Origin of the sequence: Extensimonas perlucida (assembly GCF_007655255.1) — a bacterium.
GTDB classification, from domain to species: Bacteria; Pseudomonadota; Gammaproteobacteria; order Burkholderiales; family Burkholderiaceae_C; genus Extensimonas; species Extensimonas perlucida.
The window spans coordinates 63,894-82,253 of sequence record NZ_VMYE01000002.1 but is presented as its reverse complement, the minus strand read 5'-3'; the positions used below and the strand labels follow the sequence as shown (position 1 = coordinate 82,253).

At 66.8% G+C, this 18,360-nt stretch carries 17 protein-coding genes; 7 read left to right on the top strand and 10 right to left on the bottom strand.

Annotated features, from left to right (window positions below; all coding sequences use genetic code 11):
* Positions 1–51 precede the first annotated feature (51 nt).
* Together FK527_RS03015 and FK527_RS03010 are read right to left on the bottom strand one after the other, a co-directional pair.
* Positions 52–1,560: an aldehyde dehydrogenase family protein gene (locus FK527_RS03015; protein ID WP_144729576.1), complete on the bottom strand. Its 1,509-nt coding sequence runs from the start codon at positions 1,558–1,560 to the stop codon at positions 52–54.
* Between the two features lie 140 nt (positions 1,561–1,700).
* Positions 1,701–1,904, bottom strand: a complete 204-nt coding sequence (locus tag FK527_RS03010) for a hypothetical protein (protein ID WP_144729574.1) — start codon at positions 1,902–1,904, stop codon at positions 1,701–1,703.
* Between FK527_RS03010 and FK527_RS03005 the strand changes: the two genes are divergently transcribed.
* Both FK527_RS03005 and FK527_RS03000 read left to right on the top strand, forming a co-directional pair.
* A complete protein-coding gene (locus FK527_RS03005; protein ID WP_144729572.1) occupies positions 1,903–2,178 on the top strand; it encodes a DUF4242 domain-containing protein in 276 nt (91 codons plus the stop codon). The two genes, FK527_RS03010 and FK527_RS03005, sit on opposite strands and share 2 nt — an antisense overlap.
* A 126-nt stretch (positions 2,179–2,304) precedes the next feature.
* Positions 2,305–3,606 carry a helix-turn-helix domain-containing protein gene (locus FK527_RS03000; protein WP_144729570.1) on the top strand — a complete coding sequence of 434 codons (1,302 nt, stop codon included), beginning with the start codon at positions 2,305–2,307 and terminating at the stop codon, positions 3,604–3,606.
* A gap of 79 nt (positions 3,607–3,685) precedes the next feature.
* On the opposite strand, the gene FK527_RS02995 is transcribed toward FK527_RS03000, so the two are convergent.
* Positions 3,686–7,276: an indolepyruvate ferredoxin oxidoreductase family protein gene (locus FK527_RS02995; RefSeq protein WP_144729569.1), complete on the bottom strand. Its 3,591-nt coding sequence runs from the start codon at positions 7,274–7,276 to the stop codon at positions 3,686–3,688.
* A gap of 195 nt (positions 7,277–7,471) precedes the next feature.
* Here FK527_RS02995 and FK527_RS02990 point away from each other — a divergent pair, with 195 nt between their 5' ends.
* Both FK527_RS02990 and FK527_RS02985 read left to right on the top strand, forming a co-directional pair.
* Positions 7,472–7,963, top strand: a complete 492-nt coding sequence (locus FK527_RS02990) for an Lrp/AsnC family transcriptional regulator (RefSeq protein ID WP_144729567.1) — start codon at positions 7,472–7,474, stop codon at positions 7,961–7,963.
* Positions 7,964–8,083: 120 nt separating this feature from the next.
* Positions 8,084–9,808 carry an MFS transporter gene (locus FK527_RS02985; protein WP_144729565.1) on the top strand — a complete coding sequence of 575 codons (1,725 nt, stop codon included), beginning with the start codon at positions 8,084–8,086 and terminating at the stop codon, positions 9,806–9,808.
* 254 nt (positions 9,809–10,062) lie between these two features.
* On the opposite strand, the gene mltA is transcribed toward FK527_RS02985, so the two are convergent.
* The gene (mltA, locus tag FK527_RS02980) at positions 10,063–11,256 is read right to left on the bottom strand and encodes a murein transglycosylase A (protein WP_144730013.1); all 1,194 of its coding nucleotides are present in this window, start codon (positions 11,254–11,256) and stop codon (positions 10,063–10,065) included.
* Here mltA and FK527_RS17195 point away from each other — a divergent pair.
* Complete coding sequence (locus tag FK527_RS17195) at positions 11,189–11,392, top strand: hypothetical protein (RefSeq protein ID WP_186298379.1); 204 nt, start codon at positions 11,189–11,191, stop codon at positions 11,390–11,392. The genes mltA and FK527_RS17195 overlap by 68 nt on opposite strands.
* A 69-nt stretch (positions 11,393–11,461) precedes the next feature.
* Positions 11,462–12,115: a YiaD family glycine zipper/OmpA-like lipoprotein gene (locus tag FK527_RS02975; RefSeq protein WP_144729563.1), complete on the top strand. Its 654-nt coding sequence runs from the start codon at positions 11,462–11,464 to the stop codon at positions 12,113–12,115.
* 107 nt (positions 12,116–12,222) lie between these two features.
* On the opposite strand, the gene lptC is transcribed toward FK527_RS02975, so the two are convergent.
* Genes lptC through FK527_RS02960 form a run of 3 tightly spaced genes read right to left on the bottom strand, consistent with a single transcriptional unit; the run spans position 12,223 to position 14,452 of the window.
* Positions 12,223–12,873 carry an LPS export ABC transporter periplasmic protein LptC gene (gene lptC / locus FK527_RS02970; RefSeq protein WP_144729561.1) on the bottom strand — a complete coding sequence of 217 codons (651 nt, stop codon included), beginning with the start codon at positions 12,871–12,873 and terminating at the stop codon, positions 12,223–12,225.
* Positions 12,870–13,451, bottom strand: coding sequence for a KdsC family phosphatase (locus FK527_RS02965; RefSeq protein ID WP_186298367.1), 582 nt, complete (start codon positions 13,449–13,451; stop codon positions 12,870–12,872). The genes lptC and FK527_RS02965 overlap by 4 nt, the downstream gene beginning before the upstream one ends.
* Positions 13,451–14,452: a KpsF/GutQ family sugar-phosphate isomerase gene (locus tag FK527_RS02960; protein WP_144729559.1), complete on the bottom strand. Its 1,002-nt coding sequence runs from the start codon at positions 14,450–14,452 to the stop codon at positions 13,451–13,453. Before FK527_RS02960 ends, FK527_RS02965 begins: the two co-directional genes overlap by 1 nt.
* Before the next feature lie 39 nt (positions 14,453–14,491).
* Here FK527_RS02960 and FK527_RS02955 point away from each other — a divergent pair, with 39 nt between their 5' ends.
* Positions 14,492–16,477: a monovalent cation:proton antiporter family protein gene (locus FK527_RS02955; RefSeq protein ID WP_144729557.1), complete on the top strand. Its 1,986-nt coding sequence runs from the start codon at positions 14,492–14,494 to the stop codon at positions 16,475–16,477.
* 55 nt (positions 16,478–16,532) lie between these two features.
* Here the strand turns inward: FK527_RS02955 and FK527_RS02950 are convergent, their stop codons facing one another.
* The 3 genes from FK527_RS02950 to FK527_RS02940 form a co-directional block, all read right to left on the bottom strand.
* Positions 16,533–17,123: a hypothetical protein gene (locus FK527_RS02950; RefSeq protein WP_342778953.1), complete on the bottom strand. Its 591-nt coding sequence runs from the start codon at positions 17,121–17,123 to the stop codon at positions 16,533–16,535.
* 236 nt (positions 17,124–17,359) lie between these two features.
* Entirely contained in the window at positions 17,360–17,851 is a 492-nt protein-coding gene (locus FK527_RS02945; protein WP_144729553.1) for a cyclic nucleotide-binding domain-containing protein, read from the bottom strand.
* Positions 17,852–17,916: 65 nt separating this feature from the next.
* On the bottom strand, positions 17,917–18,339 hold the full coding sequence (locus FK527_RS02940) for a hotdog fold thioesterase (protein ID WP_144729551.1): 423 nt from the start codon (positions 18,337–18,339) through the stop codon (positions 17,917–17,919).
* Positions 18,340–18,360: the final 21 nt, after the last annotated feature.

The following is an 18,360-nucleotide window of genomic DNA, read 5'->3' as shown; positions in this document are numbered from 1 at the left end:
CACAGTAATACCTCGTTTTGATCCTGCCTTACGCAAGTTTGGATGACTGGTTCAAACCGCGATGAAAACCGATTTGGTTTCGAGGTAAGAATCCAAAGCCGCCTTGCCAAGATCACGCCCTATGCCCGACTGCTTGTAGCCCCCAAAAGGCATGGCGGGGTTGAGCATGCTGTGGCAGTTGACCCAGACCGATCCGGCCTTGATCTTGGGAATCAGGCGATGTACCTTGGAGAGGTTGTTTGACCAGATGCTTGCGCCCAGACCATAGGGCGTGTCATTGGCCCATGCGGCAACCTGGTCCAGATCGTCATAGGGCATGGCGGTCAGCACGGGTCCGAAAATTTCTTCCTGCTGTACGCGCATGCCCTGGTTGACGTTGGTCAGGATCGTGGGCTGCACGTAGTAGCCCTTGTCCTTTGCGCGACCACCGCCCGTGACCACCTGTGCTCCCTGCGTGCGGCCGATATCGATGTAATTGCAGACACGCTCCATTTGCTCCTGGGACACCAGCGGCCCCATCTGCGCAGCCGGATCGAGACCATGGCCCAGCGGCATGGATTCGGCAATTTGTGCCACGTCGGCCACCACGCGGTCGAACATTTTTTTCTGCACGTACAGGCGGGAGCCGGCGCAGCAAACCTGTCCGTGGTTGAAGAAGATGGCTTGGGCGGCACCAGCGGCAGCCGTGGCGGGGTCGCAGTCGTCGAGCACGATCACCGGCGACTTGCCACCCAACTCCAGGGTAAAGCGCGTCATGTTCTCGACCGCAGCCTTGCCGATCAGCTTGCCCACCTCGGTCGAGCCCGTGAAGCTGACCTTGTCTATGCCGGGATGGCTGACCAGCGGAGCCCCGGCAGAGGGGCCGTCACCGATGATGATGTTCACCACCCCAGGAGGGAAGCCGGCTTCGAGGATCAACTCGCCCAGCATCAAGGCCGTGAGGGGCGTTTGTTCCGCCGGCTTGAGCACCACCGTACAGCCGGCGGCAAGGGCCGGCGCCAGCTTCCACACCGCCATCAGCAGCGGGAAGTTCCACGGCACGACGGCAGCGACCACACCAACCGCTTCGCGCCGCGTGAAGGTCACGAACTCGGCCTGCGGCGCAATCGGAACCGAAATGTCAGTGGTCGCGCCTTCAATTTTGGTGGCCCAGCCCGCCATGTAGCGCAGGGTATCGATGGAAACAGCCACATCGACAGCACGCGCAATGGCGGCCGACTTGCCATTGTCCATGGCTTCGACTTCGGCAAAACTCTGGGCATTGGCCTCGAGCAGGTCGGCCAGCTTGAGCAGCAGACGTTCACGTTCCGTGCCGTGCATTTTGCTCCAGGGGCCGTGGTCGAAGGCCCGGCGCGCAGCACTCACCGCCAGCTCCACGTCGGCCTTGCCGGCTGAGGGCACCTTGCCGAGGACCTCTTCGTTGGCTGGATTGATGACGTCCATGGTCTGGCCGCTTTGCGCCGGGACCCATTGGCCGTCGATCAGCAGGGAGTGCGTTCCACGCGCCAGAAACTTGGCGGCTTTTTCCGTGATCAGGTGTTGAATGTCAGAGATGTTCATGGTTTGTTCCTCGGGTGTCGTGCATGCCAGTCGCATGCAGCGGGTTTGCGCCTGCAACGTGGAGCCAGGTGCAAAGCCCATTCAACTCCACGGCCGCAAAGTTACCGATCCGTCCGTGGAAGAAGAACTCGGTACTTTCCCTAGGTCAGGAACTGTTCCGATATGGAGCAGCCATCTATTCCAATGCGCACGCATGGCCGCTCGTGGGCGCTTGTCGCCTCTTTTTGAATCAGGGTTTGCACGGATTGGACGCCTTGGACTTTTTCATCTTTAATTTCTTGGCCTCTCTGGAAAGAGGTAGTGATTTTTTGTTTTTCCATATTCATTTCAGGAGTCTTATCCATGCCTAAATTTGTCATCGAGCGGGAAATCCCCGGCGCCGGAAGCATGTCTGCAGAGCAGCTCAAGGGGGCTGCGCAAAGCTCCAACCAAGTGATCCGGGAACTGGGGCCCAGCATTCAGTGGGAACACAGTTACGTCACCGGCGACAAGATTTTTTGCATCTACAACGCCCCGGACGAGGCCATGATCCGCACTCATGCGGCCAAGGCGGGTATCCCTGCCAACAAGATCACGCCCGTGGCGGCCGTCATCGACCCTGCCACGGCACAGGGCTGAACGGCTTGCGCTGCCTTCTCCCGGCGGGCTATGAACGCTGGGTGAACGTATGGAGCGTATAGAGATGTCAATGACACACCCCACACGCGCACTATTACTAGTCCTGCTATGCGAGTGAGGAGCACCATGCCAGTCTCTCCCAAAACGCACACGAGCCGGACTCTACCGCCGCCTTTCATTGCCTCGGAGGCGCAGCGTCTGGCGCTCGCGCGCGAGCAGTTTTTTGAAGAAGGCGTTCGCCCCAGCGGGGTCGTGAGCGAGGGCGTGATCCAGTCCTGGAACCGCTGTCTGCAGGCCCATAGAAAGCCCAGTGAGCCGGTGGAGTTCGACCTCGTTACCCGCAGCCGCATTCACACGGCACAGACGCGCAATCGCACACTACTCGACGTAGCAGCGCACGACTTGAGGCAATTGCAGGCCTTGCTTGCAGGTACACGCTGCCAGGCCGTACTGACCGATGGCACAGGCGTGGTGCTGGAGGTCATACAGCCAGTGAATGCAGATAGTTTTTTGTTTTCACGCGCGTTCCGAACAGGGGTCAACCTGTCCGAAGACGCCGTGGCGACTACGGCACCGGGTTTGGTCGCGCGCACGGGCCAGCCTTGTACCGTGCGTGCAGGCGAGCATTTTTTCGATTGTCTGCAAACTCTGCACTGCGCTGCGGCGCCCATCCATGACGCCCAGCGCAAGCTGGTGGGGATTTTGAATGTTTCCATCGAAGCGCAAGCTTTCGGTTTTGACGCGCCCTCGGTGGTGATCCTGCATGCCGCAGGGATCGAAAACCGGCTGCTGCAAGCCCAGGCGCACGAGCAGATCGTCGTGCACCTGCACACCCTGCCGAGCATGATCGACACCCCCATGGAAGGCCTGATCGGCGTGGATGCCAATGGCAAGCTGTGCTGGTGCAATGACGCAGCAGCGCGTCTTCTGGGGCTGCCACAGAAAAATCCAATGCAGGATCGCGCCAGGCCAGCGTCCGCCCACGAAGCGCTCGGCATAACGCCAACACAACTTGCAGCCTGGAGTCGCCACCGCGAACCCGCACTGCACAGGCTCCCCAATGGACTCGCTCTGTGGCTGCGCGCCCGCCTGCATGGGTACGAACGCGACGCGGCTTCGTTTCATCTTGGTAGCGTGCCTGCCGCTGACATGGCTGCGCCGCCCGCTTCACACGCCGCAGTTGCTGTCAAGGAATCCGCTTCGCCACCGCCCTTCGCACCCGCTCAGCCGCAACCGCCAGCCACACCCATCAGCCTGCGCGCAGCAGATCGGCAATGGATTGCGAAAACCCTGGCCGAATGTGGCGGCAACGTGTCCAAAGCGGCGCGCATTCTGGGCGTGTCACGCGGCTTGATTTATCGCCACATGGAAAGAGCAGGAGGGCAAGCAGCCCCGGCCCGAGTGGCAGGAGCCATCAACAGGGGCTAAAGAATTTCAGCAAGATAGCTGAGAGCGCGTATTGCACAAGCCCTTTGTGCTTTCGGGCTTGGTGGCGCTCCGCCGGGACTCAAGCCATCTGGCGCTGCGCCACGGCCGCGTCCTTGGTTGCGGCCGGCGCCTGGCGCCACTGCGCCATCAGCGCCTGCCACTTGCTACGCACCGTTTGCAGATTGCGTTCTTTGACGTGGCCAAAGCCGCGTATGCCTTCGGGCAGGCGTGCGATTTCCACGGCGAGTGTGAGCTTCTCGGGCGTGAGTCCTGCGAGCAGTTCCTCGATGCAGGCGCGGTATTCGCCGATCAGCGCGCGCTCGGTTTTGCGTTCCTCGGTCTTGCCGAAGGGGTCGAGCGCCGTGCCGCGCAGGCCCTTGAGCTTGGCGAGCACGGTAAACGCGCGGCGCACCCAGGGGCCGTAGGGCTTTTTGACGAGCTCGCCGCGCTCGTTTTTCTTCGCCAGCATCGGTGGTGCAAGGTGGTGCACGATGGTGTAGTCGCCCTCGAACATGCCGGCGACCCTGGCGGTGAACGCGGGGTCGGTGTGCAGGCGCGCGACTTCATATTCATCCTTGTAGGCCATGAGCTTGAAGAGTGAACGCGCCACGGCTTCGGACAGGCGCGTGCCGGCACCCTGCTGATTCCCCAGGCGTGCCTCGGCGGCCTGCACTTTTTCGACGAAGGCGCGGTAGCTTTCGGCGTAGGCGGCGTTCTGGTAGCCGGTCAGGAAGTCCACGCGTTTGGCGACGATTTCGGCGAGCGAGGGTTTTTTCACGAGCTCGATCACCTGCGCGGCCTGGTACAGCGCCTGCACCGCAGCGGGCTCGTGCGCGCAGCGGCGGCCCCATTCGAACGCGGCCTGGTTGTTTGCGACCTGCACGCCGTTGAGCTCGATGGCGCGCAGCAGCGCTTCGCGCGTGAGCGGGATCCAGCCCTTTTGCCAGGCGTAGCCGAGCAGCAACGGATTCGTGTAGATGCTGTCGCCGAGCAATTGCACGGCGGCCTGCTCGGCCTCGAAGCTGCTGATGGCCTGCGCACCGCCCGCGGCCTCGGCGATCGCGCTTTCGCAGCTGCCGCGCGGAAATTGCCAGTCGGGGTTGTGCACGATCGCCGCCGTGGGCGTGTTGTGGCTGTTGAGCACCACGTGCGTGCGCCCTGGCAGCATTGCGGCCAGCGTGGTTTTTTGCGCCGTGACGATGGCGTCGCAGCCGATCACGAGGTCGGCCTTGGCGGTATCGACCTTGGTGGCGTGCAGCGCCTCGGGGCGGTTGGCGATCTGCACGTGGCTCCAGGTGGCGCCGCCCTTTTGCGCGAGGCCGGCCGAGTCCATGGTGACCACGCCCTTGCCCTCGAGGTGCGCCGCCATGCCCAGCAGCGAGCCTATGGTGATCACGCCCGTGCCGCCCACGCCCGCGACGACGATGCCCCAGGCGCTTTCGGCCACGGGCAGCGTGGGCTCGGGGACTTCGGGCAGGCCTGCGAGGCTGCCTTTTTTCTCCTTTTGCGGTTTTTTGAGCGTGCCGCCTTCAACGGTGATGAAGCTCGGGCAAAAGCCCTTGAGACACGAGAAATCTTTGTTGCAAGTGTTCTGGTTGATGCGCCGCTTGCGCCCGAATTCGGTCTCTACGGGTTCGACCGAGAGGCAGTTGGATTGTTCGGAGCAGTCGCCGCAGCCTTCGCAGACCAACTCGTTGATGACTACCGTCTTGGCCGGCGTGGCCATGGTGCCGCGCTTGCGGCGGCGGCGCTTTTCGGTGGCGCAGGTCTGGTCGTAGATCAGGATGGTGCAGCCTGGCACTTCGCGCAGCTCGCGCTGGATGCGGTCAAGCTCGTCGCGGTGGTGCACCGTGACGCCCTCGGCGAGCGCCACGCCCTCGTATTTTTGCGGATCGTCGGTGACGATGACGATCTTGGACGCGCCTTCGGACTTGACGCTGTGCATGATCTGCAGCACCGAATGGCCCTCGGGGCGCTCGCCCACGCGCTGGCCGCCGGTCATCGCGACGGCGTCGTTGTAGAGGATTTTGTAGGTGATGTTCACGCCCGCGGCGATGCTCTGGCGTATGGCCAGCAGCCCGCTGTGGAAGTAGGTGCCATCGCCCAGGTTGGCGAACACATGCGCGTCCTTGGAAAACGGCGCCTGGCCGACCCAGGGCACGCCCTCGCCGCCCATTTGCGTGAAGGTGGCGGTGGCGCGGTCCATCCACACGACCATGTAGTGGCAGCCTATGCCGGCCATGGCGCGCGAGCCCTCGGGCACGCGCGTGCTGGTGTTGTGCGGGCAGCCGCTGCAAAACCAGGGCAGGCGGTCGGGCGTTTGCGCCACCGGAGTGGCCAGGGCGCGCTCCTTGGCGTCGAGTACGGCGAGGTGCGCCTGCATGCGCGCGGCCACGTCTTCGGGCACGCCAATCCTGGTGAGACGCCTGGCGATGGCGCGCGCGATCAGCGCGGGTGAGAGATCTGCCTTGGGGCGCAGCAGCCAATGCTCGCCGGGGTTGGGCGTGCCCCATTCGCCGCCCGAGGATTCGTCGAACTTGCCGACCACCGTGGGGCGCACGTCGTCGCGCCAGTTGTAAAGCTCTTCCTTGAGCTGGTATTCGATGACCTGGCGCTTTTCCTCGACCACGAGGATTTCCTGCAGGCCCTGCGCGAACGCGCGCGTGCCCGTGGCCTCGAGCGGCCAGACCACGTTGACCTTGTGCACGCGGATGCCCAGGCGCCGGCAGGTGTCGTCGTCGAGCCCCAGGTCGAGCAGCGCCTGGCGCGTGTCGTTGTAAGCCTTGCCGCTCGCGATGATGCCGAAGCGGTCCTGCGGGCCTTCGATCACGTTGTGGTTGAGGCGGTTCGCGCGGATGTAGGCGAGCGCCGCGTACCACTTGTAGTCCATGAGGCGCGCCTCTTGTTCGAGCGGCGCGTCGGGCCAGCGGATATGCAGGCCGCCGGGCGGCATGGCGAAGTCTTCGGGCAACACGATGTGCACGCGGTCGCGATCGACCGACACGCTGGATGACGACTCGACCACCTCCTGGATGGTCTTCATGCCCGCCCAAAGGCCGGAAAAGCGGCTCATGGCAAAGGCGTGCAGGCCCATGTCGAGGATGTCCTGCACGCTGCTCGGAAAGAACACCGGCAGACCGCAGGCCTTGAAGATGTGGTCACTCTGGTGCGCGGCGGTGCTGCTCTTGGCGACATGGTCGTCGCCCGCGACGGCGATCACGCCGCCATGGCGCGCCGTGCCAGCCATGTTCGCGTGCTTGAACACGTCCGAGCAGCGGTCCACGCCCGGGCCCTTGCCATACCAGATGCCGAACACGCCGTCGTACTTTTTGCTCTGCGGGTATAGGTCGAGCTGCTGCGTGCCCCATACGGCGGTGGCGGCAAGCTCTTCGTTCACGCCGGGCTGGAACACCACGTGGTGCCCCGCAAGGTGCTTTTTGGCGGCCCACAGCGCCTGGTCGTAGCCGCCCAGCGGGCTGCCGCGGTAGCCGCTGATGAAGCCCGCAGTGTTCAGGCCCGCGGTCGCGTCGCGCTCGCGCTGCAGCATGGGCAGGCGCACCAGCGCCTGCACGCCGCTCATGAAGGCGCGGCCTTCGCTGAGCGCGTATTTGTCGTCGAGCGAAGCCTTTTCGAGGGCTTTGCGGATGTGGTCTGGCAAGGGGGCGTTCATGACGATGTCTCCGATATGGTGTGGGCCGGGGCGCTGCTTTTGCTCGCAAGAAACATACCTCGGAAGCAGTCGTGTGGCAGCGCGTCAAACGGGCGTTCGGGTGAAAAGTGTAGAGCGATGGCGCCGATAATTCTTTGCGTTTTTTGCCTGAATTTGGCTATGCTGCGCAAGAATCTTGCGCCCTTGGAGCCCGCCTTGGAGACCCTCGATAAATTTGACCTTGCCATCCTCATGGAATTGCAGGCCGACGCGCGCCTCACGAACGCCGAGCTCGCGCAGCGCGTAGGCCTGTCGGCCGCGCCCTGCTGGCGGCGCGTGCGTGCGCTCGAGGAGGCGGGCTTCATCCGCGGGTACCGCGCCGAGATCGACCGGCACAAGATCGGCCTGGGCGTGCTAGCCTTCGTGCGCCTGGACGCCGAGCGCAACACGGGCGACCTCACGCGCGCCATGGAAGAGGCGATCCGCCGCATCCCCGAGGTAGTGTCGTGCCACTACATCAGTGGCACGGGCACCTTCGAGCTGCAAGTGGTTGCACCCGACCTCGAGCGCTTTTCGCAGTTCGCGCGCGAGGTGCTGCTGAACCTACCGAATGTGAAAGACATGCATACGAGTTTTTCGCTCGGCGAGGTCAAGGCCGGCGGCGCGCTGCCGCTTGGGCACCTGGGGCGCAACAAGGCGCACGCCTGAATGCTATTTTTAATATAGCTTCTTATGCTTGATATATCTACGTCAAAGCCTGTTTTGATTAAACATTTTTGACGCTGTCCTCCACGAGGCACTAGCGCGGGCATTGCACAATCGCTGCGCATGTCGCCTCCCTCTCCCCCTCCTTCGCCCCCTCCTTCGCCCGCTGGCGCGCCCTCCGCCGATGCAGCCCGCGCCACCCCAGCGGCGGCGGCGGCGGAAGTTGCCGAGCATGCGGCGGCCGATGGGGTCGCGCGGCTCGCGGCGCGCAGTGCCGAGAGGGCCGATCTGTCGCCGCTCGCGCCGCTCAGGGCGCCGGTGTTTCGCATGCTCTGGCTCACCTGGGTGACGGCGAACATCTGCATGTGGATGAACGACGTGGCCGCAGCTTGGCTCATGACCTCGCTCACGCGCTCGCCCGTGCCCGTGGCGCTGGTGCAATCGGCCTCGACGCTGCCGGTGTTCTTTCTGGGCTTGCCCAGCGGTGCGCTGGCCGACATGCTGGACCGGCGGCGCTTTTTCATGTTCACGCAGTTCTGGGTGGCGGTGGTGGGGCTGCTGCTCAGCGCCGTCATTTTTGCCGGCGCGATTTCGGTGCCGCTGCTGTTGCTGCTCACCTTTGCCAACGGCATAGGGCTGGCGCTGCGCTGGCCGGTGTTCGCGGCGCTGATCCCCGAGCTGGTGCCGCGCCCGCAGCTGCCCGCAGCGCTCGCGCTCAACGGCGTGGCCATGAACACCTCGCGCATCGTCGGGCCGCTGGTCGCCGGGGTCATCATCGCAAGTGCGGGCAGCGTGTGGGTGTTTGCGCTGAACGCGCTGCTGTCGGTGCTCTCGGGGCTGGCCATCATGCGCTGGCGGCGCCCGCACGTGCCGCACCCGCTCGGGCGCGAACGCCTGTGGAGCGCCATGCGCGTGGGTGTGCAGTTCGTGCGCCAGTCGCCGCGCATGCGCGCGCTGCTCGCCCGCATCGCCATGTTCTACATCAACGCCACGGCGCTGTTCGCACTGCTGCCGCTGGTGGCGCGCGAACTGCCGGGCGGCGGCGCGGCGACGTTTGCGCTGCTCATGGCCTCCATGGGCGCCGGCGCGATCGTGGCGGCGCTGTTCGTGCCACGCTGGCGCCAGACCACGCCGCACGAGCTGCTGCTGCTGCGCGGCACCACCTTGCAGGCCGGCGCCAGCGCCGTGGTGGCGATCGCGCCCAACGTGTATGTGGCCATGCCGGCCATGGTGTGTGCGGGCGTCGCGCTGATGATCGCGGCCAATTCGCTGAGCATTTCGGCGCAGCTGGCCTTGCCCAATTGGGTGCGTGCACGCGGCATGTCGATTTTCCAGATCACCATGATGGGCTCCACGGCCCTGGGCGCAGCGCTGTGGGGCCAGGTGGCGGCGCTGACTTCGGTGCAGCTAAGCCTGGCGCTCGCCGCGCCGGTGGCCGTGGCCGCGATGGCGCTGGTGCAGCGGCTCGTGGCCGACCGGCACGCGGACGAGGACTGGAGCCCGGCGCAGGGCCTGGCAGCGCCGCAGCCGGCCGTCACGCCCGACACCGGGCGCGTGGTGACGACGGTCGAATACTGCATAGACCCGGCGCGCGCCGCGGAATTTGGCGCGCTCATGCAGCAAAGCCGCCGCAGCCTGCTGCGCCGGGGCGCGCTCGACTGGCAATTGCTGCACGACCTGGCCCGCCCCGAGCGCTACGTGGAGCAGATCGTCGATGAGTCGTGGACCGAGCACCTGCGCCGCGCCGAGCGCGTCACCACGGCCGACGTGGCACTGCGCGAGCGCAAATACGCCTTCCACCTCGGCACCGAGCCGCCCGTGGTGACGCGCTACCTGAGCCTGGATTGAACCCAGATTGTCCATTAGGCGGTGCTACGCACCTACGCGGGCGCTGGCGGACGGCTGCCGGTCATTTTGGCCGCCGGCAAGAAACCCGTCATTGCGAGCCCCACAGGGGCGCGGCAATCCAGTTCCGACCTTTGCAATGCACGCAGGCACTGTTGCGACCGCCCCATGGATTGCCGCGGGCCTTCAGCCCTCGCAATGACGCAGAAAGATCATCCCGCGTCCTCATGAACAATCTGGGTTGACCGGGCCGTAGATCACCGCGGCCACAGCGCCCACAGGCGCAGGTTCTGCTTGAGGCGCCCGGCCAGGTCGCCGGCCTCGGGACCCCAGCCGGTGAAGAAGTCGGCGCGCACGGCGCCGACGATGGCGCTGCCCGTGTCCTGCGCGAGCACCAGGCGCTGCAGCTGCACCTGCGGGCCCGCGGAGGCCAGCCAGACCGGCGTGCCGTAGGGAATGCTCTGGCGATCGACGGCGATCGAGCGCCCCGGCGTGAGCGGCACGCCCTGCGCGCCGCGCGGGCCGAAGTTTGCGTCCAGCGGGCTCAGCGGCTCTTCGCGAAAGAACACGTAGCGCGGGTTGGCCCACAGCAGCTCGTTGGCGCGCGCGGGGTTTTGCGCCAGCCAGGCGCGTATGCCGGGCCAGGTGGCGTCGCGCGTGAGGCCCTGGTCGAGCAGCCAGCGGCCCACGCTCTGGTAGGGCTGGTCGTTGGTGCCGGCAAAGGCCAGGCGCACCAGGCGCACGCTGCCGTCGGGCTCGGTGATGCGCAGCCGGCCCGAGCCCTGGATATGCAGCGCCAGCGCCTCGAGCGGGTCGCGCAGCCAGGCGATCGCGCGGCCCTGCAGCGCGGCCTGGGCTTCGGGCAGGGTGTCGATCTGCTGGCGCGTGAACCAGGGGCGGCGCGCGCCGTAGCCCGCGGGCAAACCATAGAGCGGGATGCTGAAGCCGTTGCCGGGCTGGCGTGCGGCATCGAACAGCGGCTCGTAATAGCCCGTGAGCAGGCCGTCGGGGTTGCCGTCCGCGGCCTCGATGCGGTAGGGCTGCAGACGCGCGACCATCCAGGCACGCTGCTCCTCGGCGCTTGCGATGCTGAGCTGGCGCACCTCGCGGCACAGGGGGGCAAAGGTGGGCGCGGGGCGCTCGCAGCTCTTGAGCCAGGCGTTCCAGGCTTCATGAAGTGCGTCGGTGCCAAATCCGGGCAGCTCGTCCCAGGACGCGGGCACCCAGCGGCTCTTGCCTGCAGTGGGCGCGGCCGGCGTGGGTGCAGCGGCGGGCGTGACCGCGGCGGGCGCCGAAGGGCGCGCAGGGCCCGGTGGGGTCGTGGAGCACGCGGCCAGCGTTCCTACAATCAGCGCCATCCACAGGCGCAGGAGGTTTGATCTCATGGGAATCATTTTGCTTGAAGCGCTGCTCGCGCTCGCGCTGCTGCTGTTCATCGTCTGGTGGACGATGTTCGCGGGGCGCAAGCGGGGCGAGCTGCCAACGCCGCCACCCAGCGGCGAACAAGGGCCGTCCGCTGCAGCCGGCCCCACTGCCCCGTCCCCGCCCACGCATTCGCCGCAGCCGCCGCACGAACCGCCACAATGAGGGTCGGGAAGGCCTCTTGCAATCTTGCGCCTCCCGTTTCCCCTCCATGACTTTCAAAGGAGTTCCATCATGCGTCAAACCTTCATTGCAGGCCTCGGCGCCGCAGCCATTGCGCTCGCGGGTTGTGCAGACATGAGCGAGACCCAGCGGCGCACGGCCACCGGCGCGGCCGTGGGCGCGGCGGCCGGGGCCGTGATCGGCTCGGCCACGGACGGCAGCGCCGGCAAAGGCGCGCTCATAGGCGCGGGCGTAGGTGCGCTGGGTGGCTACATCTGGTCGCAGAACATGGAGCGCCAAAAGCGCGACATGGAGGCGGCCACACGCGGCACGGGCGTGGCAGTCACGCAGACGGCGGACAACCGGCTCAAGCTCGACATTCCGAGCGACATCTCGTTCGCCGTGGGCAGTGCCGACATCCAGCCCGATTTCGCGCCGGTGCTCGACCAGTTCGCGGCGAGCCTGCGCGGCAACCCGAACGCCACGGTGCATATCGTCGGCCATACCGACAGCACGGGAGGTGACGCGGTCAACAACCCCTTGTCGCTGAACCGCGCCGCAAGTACGCGCGACTACCTGGTGTCGCGCGGCGTGGATATCAGCCGCATCACCATCGAGGGCCGTGGTTCGTACCAACCAGTGGCGTCGAACGACACCTCGCAAGGGCGCGCACGCAACCGCCGCGTGGAGATTTTCGTCGGCGAGCGCGCGGCGGAGCGCAGCTGAAAGCTGCAGCGGGCCGGATGCAGCGCCTTGGGGCGCGATGCCCGGCTCCGGCGTGCGGCCTCAGAGGCTGAGAGTTTTTCGGCCGCGGCCGAAAAACTCTCAGCCTCTCAGCGCTCGGTTTTGGGCATCAGCACGCCGTGCACCCGGCCACGCATCTGCAGCACTTGTTCGACGTTGTCGTATTCCATGGCGTCGGCCGTGAAGCGGTCGGCGCCGCGGATCAGCGTCACGGGTTGGTTCGAGCGCACGCGCTCGGTCTGCGTAAAGGCGTGCAGGAAGTCGCCGCGGAACTCCATGCGCGGCTGCGACGGCTGCCCGGGCTGGGGCGGCAGCGGCTCGCGCGTGACGACGGCGTTGCCGAACAGCTGCACTTCGGAGCCATCGGCGTTGCTCAGCGCGCGCTTGGCGGTGGCCACGGTCCAGCGGCCGTCCTGGCCCTGCGCGCGCATGCGCACCTGGTCGATTTCCAGCGTCTCGGTGTCGGGATAGTGGCGCATGACGGTGCCGCGCACCTCGTTTTTCAGGCGCCCGGCGGCGTCGAAGTTGCGCACGGAAAAATCGCGCATGAAGTAGTCGGGGTCGTGGCGCACGGCCTGTGCGCCCGTGGCGCTGGGGGCGCGCGGGGCATTGCGCACCAGCCACCACGAACCGAGGGCGAGCGCGCCCATGACCATGATGGGCAGGTAGAGCGAGAGTCTTTCCGTGCGCTGGCGCAGGCCTGCGCCTTGGGGGCGTCGTAGAGGGCGGTGTGTGCTCATGGTTGGTACCGTGGTTGGTACGCTTGGAGCAAGGCAGCGTAGCGCCCGCGTGCGGTGAGCAGCAGGTCGCACAGCTCGCGCACCGCGCCGGCGCCGGCGCGCGCCGCGGTCACGTAGTGCGCCGCGTGGCGCACCTCCACATGCGCCTCGGGCGGCGCGCAGGCGAAGGCGCTGCGCAGCAGCACGGGCAGGTCGGGCCAGTCGTCGCCCATGGCGGCGGCCTGCGCCCACTCGAGCCCCAGCGCGCCGAGGATGCGCTCGGCCGCGGGGGCTTTGTCTTCGGTGCCGAACACCGCGTGCTCCACGCCCAGGGCCTGCAGGCGCAGGCGCAGCGGCGCCGAGTCGCGCCCGCTGACCACGGCCGGCGTGATGCCGGCCTGGCGCAGCAGCTTGAGACCGTGCCCGTCGAGGGTGGAAAAGCGCTTGAGCGTCTCGCCCTCGGCGCTGTAGTACAGCCCGCCGTCGGTGAGCACGCCGTCCACGTCGAAAAACACCACGCGCACGCCCTGCGCGGCGAGCAGCAGCTCAGGCGCGAAGGACTGTGCGGGCGCGAGGTTCGCAGGGTGGGAGATACGCATCAGATCACCTTGGCACGCATGAGGTCGCCGATATGCACCATGCCCCGCAGCGTGCCTTGCGCATCGACCACGGGCACGCTCGTGATCGCGTGGCGCTCCATCATCTCGGCGGCGTCGGCGGCGAGGGCGTCGGGGGCTATGCAGCGCGGATTCGCGTGCATCAGCTGCGCGGCGGTGGCCGTGCGCAGCTCGGCGCCGGCTTCGATGCGCCGGCGCAGGTCGCCGTCGGTGAAGATGCCGAGCACGCGCTCCTGCGCATCGACGACCACGGCCGCGCCCAGGCTTTTGGCGCTCATCTCGCGCATCAGGGTGCTGAACGTGGCCTCGGGGTGCACACGCGGCAGGGCGTCGCCCGTGCGCATCACGTCGCGCACATGCGTGAGCAGCTTGCGCCCGAGCGCACCGCCGGGGTGCGAGCGCGCGAAGTCTTCGGGCCGAAAGCCGCGCGCTTCGAGCAAGGCCACGGCAAGCGCGTCGCCCATCGCGAGCTGCGCCGTGGTGCTGGTCGTGGGGGCCAGATTGAGCGGGCAGGCCTCGCGCTCCACGCTGCAGTCGAGCGTGAGGTCGGCGTGCTGCGCGAGCGTCGATTGCAGCTGGCCGGTGAGCGCGACGAGCGGCACGCCCAGGCGCCTGAGCACGGGCAGCAGCGCCGTGAGCTCGTGGCTCTCGCCGCTGTTGGAGATGGCCAGTACCAGGTCGTCGGCCGTCACCATGCCCAAATCGCCATGGCTGGCCTCGGCCGGGTGGACGAAGAACGCGGGCGTGCCCGTGGAGGCCAGCGTGGCGGCGATCTTGCGCCCGATGTGCCCGCTTTTACCCATGCCCATGACCACCACGCGGCCCTTGACGGCCAGAATCTGCTGCACCGCCTGCGCAAAGTGCGCATCCACACGCGCGGCCAGGGCGCGCAGCGCGGCGGCTTCGATCTCGAAGGTTTCGCGGGCCAGGCGCAGGGCCTGCTCGGCGTCGAAGGGGCGCGGGGCGCCAGGGACTGCGGTCATTGGGGCGATTTTATAGAGCCGTGGGATAGCATCCACCCCATGTCTTCACTTGCGCTGACTTTGTTGTATCTGCTCTCCGCCGTGCTCGGCGTGGCACTGTTTCGCAGCCTCAAGCTGCCGCCCATGCTGGGCTATTTGACGGCGGGTGTGCTGATCGGACCGTATGCACTCGGGTTTGCGCGCAACCCCGAGAGCGCGCGCCATCTGGGCGAATTCGGCGTGGTGTTTCTGATGTTCGCGATCGGGCTCGAGTTCAGTCTGCCCAAGCTGCGCGCCATGCGCCGGCAGGTATTCGGCCTGGGGCTGTTGCAGGTGCTGACGACCATGCTCGTCATGATGGCCCTGCTGCTGTTGCTGTCGCGCCTGCGCGGCGGCGTGTGGGACATGGGCTGGCAGACGGCGCTGGCGCTCGCTGGCACCTTGGCCATGAGCAGCACGGCCATCGTCGTCAAACTCATGGTCGAGCGCGCCGAGCTCGAGAGCGCACACGGCCGCAACGTGATGGGGGTGCTGCTGTTCCAGGACCTTGCCGTGGTGCCGCTGCTGGTGCTGATTCCTGCGCTCGGTGCGGCGCCCGAGGACCTGGTCTCTTCGCTGGCGTGGGCGCTGCTCAAGGCCACGCTGCTCGTGGGCCTGCTGCTCACCGGCGGGCAGCGCGTGATGCGCTGGTGGCTCACGCTGGTGGCACGGCGCAAGAGCGACGAGCTGTTCATGCTCAACCTGCTCTTGATCACGCTGGGCCTGGCCTGGCTCACCGACCTGGCAGGCCTGAGCCTGGCGCTGGGCGCCTTCATTGCGGGCGTGCTGGTGTCCGAGACCGAATACCGCCACCAGGTGGGCACGGACATCCGCCCTTTTCATGACGTGCTGCTGGGCCTGTTTTTCATCACCATAGGCATGATGCTCGACTGGCATGTGCTCGTCGACCAGGCCGTGCTGGTACTCGCGCTGTTCATTGTGCCCCTGGTGCTCAAGGCAGCGCTGATCCTGCTGCTCGCGCGCGGCGTGGGTTCGAGCACGGGCGTGGCGCTGCGCACGGGGCTGTACCTGGCGCAGGCGGGGGAGTTTGGCTTCGTGCTGCTGTCGCTTGCACAGGATCAAGGGCTGGTGCGGCCCGCGCTCATGAACCCCATTCTTGCGGCCATGGTGCTGTCCATGCTGGCCACGCCGTTTCTGATCATGTACAGCAACCGCATCGTGATGCGCCTCGTGGCGAGCGACTGGCTGCAGCAGTCGCTGCAGGTCACGGCGATCGCACGCCAGACCATCAACACCAGTGGGCACGTGGTCATCTGCGGCTTTGGCCGCTGCGGGCAGAACCTGGCGCGCATGCTGGAGCGCGAGCGCATTCCCTACATCGCGCTCGACCTGGACCCGGACCGCGTGCGCCAGGCCGCCGCCGCGGGGCAATCGGTGGTCTATGGCGACGCGAGCCGCCTGCAGGCGCTGACGGCCGCAGGCCTGGCACGCGCGAGCGCCGTCGTCGTGACCTATGTGGACATCCCGAGCGCGCTCAAGGTGCTCGCGCACACACGCGCGCACGCGCCGCAGGTGCCCGTCGTGGTGCGCACGCAAGACGACCTGCAGCTCGACAAACTGCGCGACGCCGGCGCGACCGAGGTCGTACCCGAAACCATAGAGGGCTCGCTCATGCTCGCGAGCCACGCGCTCGCGCTCGTGGGCGTGCCCTTGCGGCGCGTGCTGCGCCTGGTGCAGGAGCAGCGCGACGCGCGCTATCAACTGCTGCGCGGCTATTTTCATGGCGCCGACGATGACGGCGGGAGCGAGCGCGAACAGGAGCGCCTGACCACCGTGAGCCTGCCCCCGCAGGCGCCGTCCGTGGGGCGCACGCTGGGCGCGCTGGCCTTACACGCCATGGGGGTGGAGGTGGTGAACCTGCGCCGCAGCCAGGGCCGCATGGTCGAGGCGGCAGACGACGTGGTGCTGGCCGAAGGCGATACGCTGGTGCTCTCGGGCCAGCCCGCGGCGCTCGCGCTGGCGGAAGACAAGCTGCTGCGCGGTTGACACGCCGGACGCGCCAAGGCCCGAAACGGGCCACGGCTGACCCCCGATGCGCCGGTCAAGTCAGGGCGCCGTACTGGGTATTACCGAGCATGTGCGCGTGGTCGTCGAGGTCCACCAGTTCCGTGTTTTCGAAACCCGTGGGACGGTTTGGCGAGAGCAAGGGGCCGGAGTGCGCCAGAACACCGGGCTGACTGGCCGCGACGGGCTTTGCCGCAGCACCGGCGCTGGCGAGCGCACGCTTGAAGGCGGCGACCTCGTCCTCGGCGATGGGGTCGTAGGCCGGCGCCGCACCGACGCTGGGCTGCCGCGCACCGGCGGCAGGGACGCTTGGCGTGGCCGTTTGCGGGGTCTTTTGCACTGCCGCGGGCTGCGCTGCACGTGCGGCGGCGGCAAAGTCCTTGATGCGCCAATAAACGGCGGTGACCAGGATGTCGTGACGGCTTCTGGACGTGTCAGTGATCAGGGTTTCGAGGGTGCCCAGGCGCTCCACCTGGCCGCCATACTCGGGCGCCAGGTCGATCATGACGAGAAACTGGTGACCGCGTGGATCGAGCGACAGCACCTTGAATTTGTAATGGGCCGACAGCACACCCGCGCGGATCATGGCGTTTCGTACCACCGCGTACAGCAATTCGCGCCGTTCCATACGCTCGTTTCGCCATGCGCCTGCAGGCGCGCCCAGCGCCGACGGGCTGGCGTGCGCCTGGCTCGCCGTGGGAGGATGGGGTGTGTTCCGTGAAGCGGCGGAGGGTCTGGCAGGGCGACGGGTGAACCAGCTGAACAAGGACATGACGGCAATTCTCGGGGGGAGGTGGGCTTGATTAGTTTAGCTCTCCGAAGTTGCGCGCAGCCGCGGTACCGCACCGCAGCGGGCGGGTTGCATCAAGTCACTGCCACGCGCCGCCGCCGGTTACCCAGCCGCTTGGCCATCACGGCGCCGGCTGCCATCGCCACCCCCAAGGCAATGGCTGGCTGGCGGTTGGCGAGTTCGGCAAAACGCAGCGCCGCCAAGGCCCAGAGCTTGCTGGCCGCGGTGGACTGCACCGTCGCGCTGCGTGGCCGGTGCGCGAAGAACGCGCCCTCGCCGACCACGGACCCTGGGCCAACAAGTGCAATGCGCAGGCGCTCTTTTTCGTCCTGGTAGTGCACGCTCAGGTTGCCGCTTTCGATGAAATACAGCGTCCGATCCGCCGAACCTTGCGCAAACAGCACATGCCCGCTCGGAATGGTCAAGGGCTGCAAATAAGTGCCCAGCAAGTCCCATTGCGCAGGCGACAGCGGGTTGTTCAGGCTCTCGTCGTCAGGTGCCTGGGCGACGGCCGCGACGAGGCCCGAGAGGTCGATTCTGGCGGCGGGGTGTGCGAGGCTGGACATGATGCCGCATACGCTACCGCGCCTGTCGCGCCGCCACAAGTCCTATTTACCCACACTTACAAAACTCAGCGCGGCGCGAGGATGGCCATGGTGAGGCGCGAGGTGCAGGTCAGCTCCCCGGCATCGTTGACGAGGTCGATCTGCCAGACCTGGGTGGTGCGCCCCACGTGCACCGCACGCGCCGTGCCCGTGACCCAGCCGCTCGTGGCCGAGCGGATGTGGTTGGCGTTGATTTCCAGGCCCACGGCGTGGTGGCCTTCGGGGCAGGCATGGTAGGCGCCCATGGAGCCCAGCGATTCGGCCAGCACCACGCTCACGCCGCCATGCAGCAGACCAAAAGGCTGCTTGGTGCGCGCGTCCACGGGCACGCGCCCACGCAGAAAATCGGGACCGATTTCGGTGATCTCTATGCCCAGGTGGCTGGCGGCAGTATTGGCTTGGGCGTCTTGCAGCGCTTGCAATGAAATGGGTTTTTTCCAGATGGACATGGGAATGGCGTGGTGAGGCGG

What these genes read in the sequence shown, in the direction of transcription:
- FK527_RS03015 (WP_144729576.1), bottom strand. Translation starts at nt 1,560, where the DNA reads ATGAACATCTCTGACATTCAACACCTGATCACGGAAAAAGCCGCCAAG.
- FK527_RS03005 (WP_144729572.1), top strand. Translation starts at nt 1,903, where the DNA reads ATGCCTAAATTTGTCATCGAGCGGGAAATCCCCGGCGCCGGAAGCATG.
- FK527_RS03010 (WP_144729574.1), bottom strand. Translation starts at nt 1,904, where the DNA reads ATGGATAAGACTCCTGAAATGAATATGGAAAAACAAAAAATCACTACC.
- FK527_RS03000 (WP_144729570.1), top strand. Translation starts at nt 2,305, where the DNA reads ATGCCAGTCTCTCCCAAAACGCACACGAGCCGGACTCTACCGCCGCCT.
- FK527_RS02995 (WP_144729569.1), bottom strand. Translation starts at nt 7,276, where the DNA reads ATGAACGCCCCCTTGCCAGACCACATCCGCAAAGCCCTCGAAAAGGCT.
- FK527_RS02985 (WP_144729565.1), top strand. Translation starts at nt 8,084, where the DNA reads ATGTCGCCTCCCTCTCCCCCTCCTTCGCCCCCTCCTTCGCCCGCTGGC.
- FK527_RS17195 (WP_186298379.1), top strand. Translation starts at nt 11,189, where the DNA reads ATGGGAATCATTTTGCTTGAAGCGCTGCTCGCGCTCGCGCTGCTGCTG.
- FK527_RS02975 (WP_144729563.1), top strand. Translation starts at nt 11,462, where the DNA reads ATGCGTCAAACCTTCATTGCAGGCCTCGGCGCCGCAGCCATTGCGCTC.
- lptC (WP_144729561.1), bottom strand. Translation starts at nt 12,873, where the DNA reads ATGAGCACACACCGCCCTCTACGACGCCCCCAAGGCGCAGGCCTGCGC.
- FK527_RS02965 (WP_186298367.1), bottom strand. Translation starts at nt 13,451, where the DNA reads ATGCGTATCTCCCACCCTGCGAACCTCGCGCCCGCACAGTCCTTCGCG.
- FK527_RS02960 (WP_144729559.1), bottom strand. Translation starts at nt 14,452, where the DNA reads ATGACCGCAGTCCCTGGCGCCCCGCGCCCCTTCGACGCCGAGCAGGCC.
- FK527_RS02955 (WP_144729557.1), top strand. Translation starts at nt 14,492, where the DNA reads ATGTCTTCACTTGCGCTGACTTTGTTGTATCTGCTCTCCGCCGTGCTC.
- FK527_RS02950 (WP_342778953.1), bottom strand. Translation starts at nt 17,123, where the DNA reads ATGGAACGGCGCGAATTGCTGTACGCGGTGGTACGAAACGCCATGATC.
- FK527_RS02945 (WP_144729553.1), bottom strand. Translation starts at nt 17,851, where the DNA reads ATGTCCAGCCTCGCACACCCCGCCGCCAGAATCGACCTCTCGGGCCTC.
- FK527_RS02940 (WP_144729551.1), bottom strand. Translation starts at nt 18,339, where the DNA reads ATGTCCATCTGGAAAAAACCCATTTCATTGCAAGCGCTGCAAGACGCC.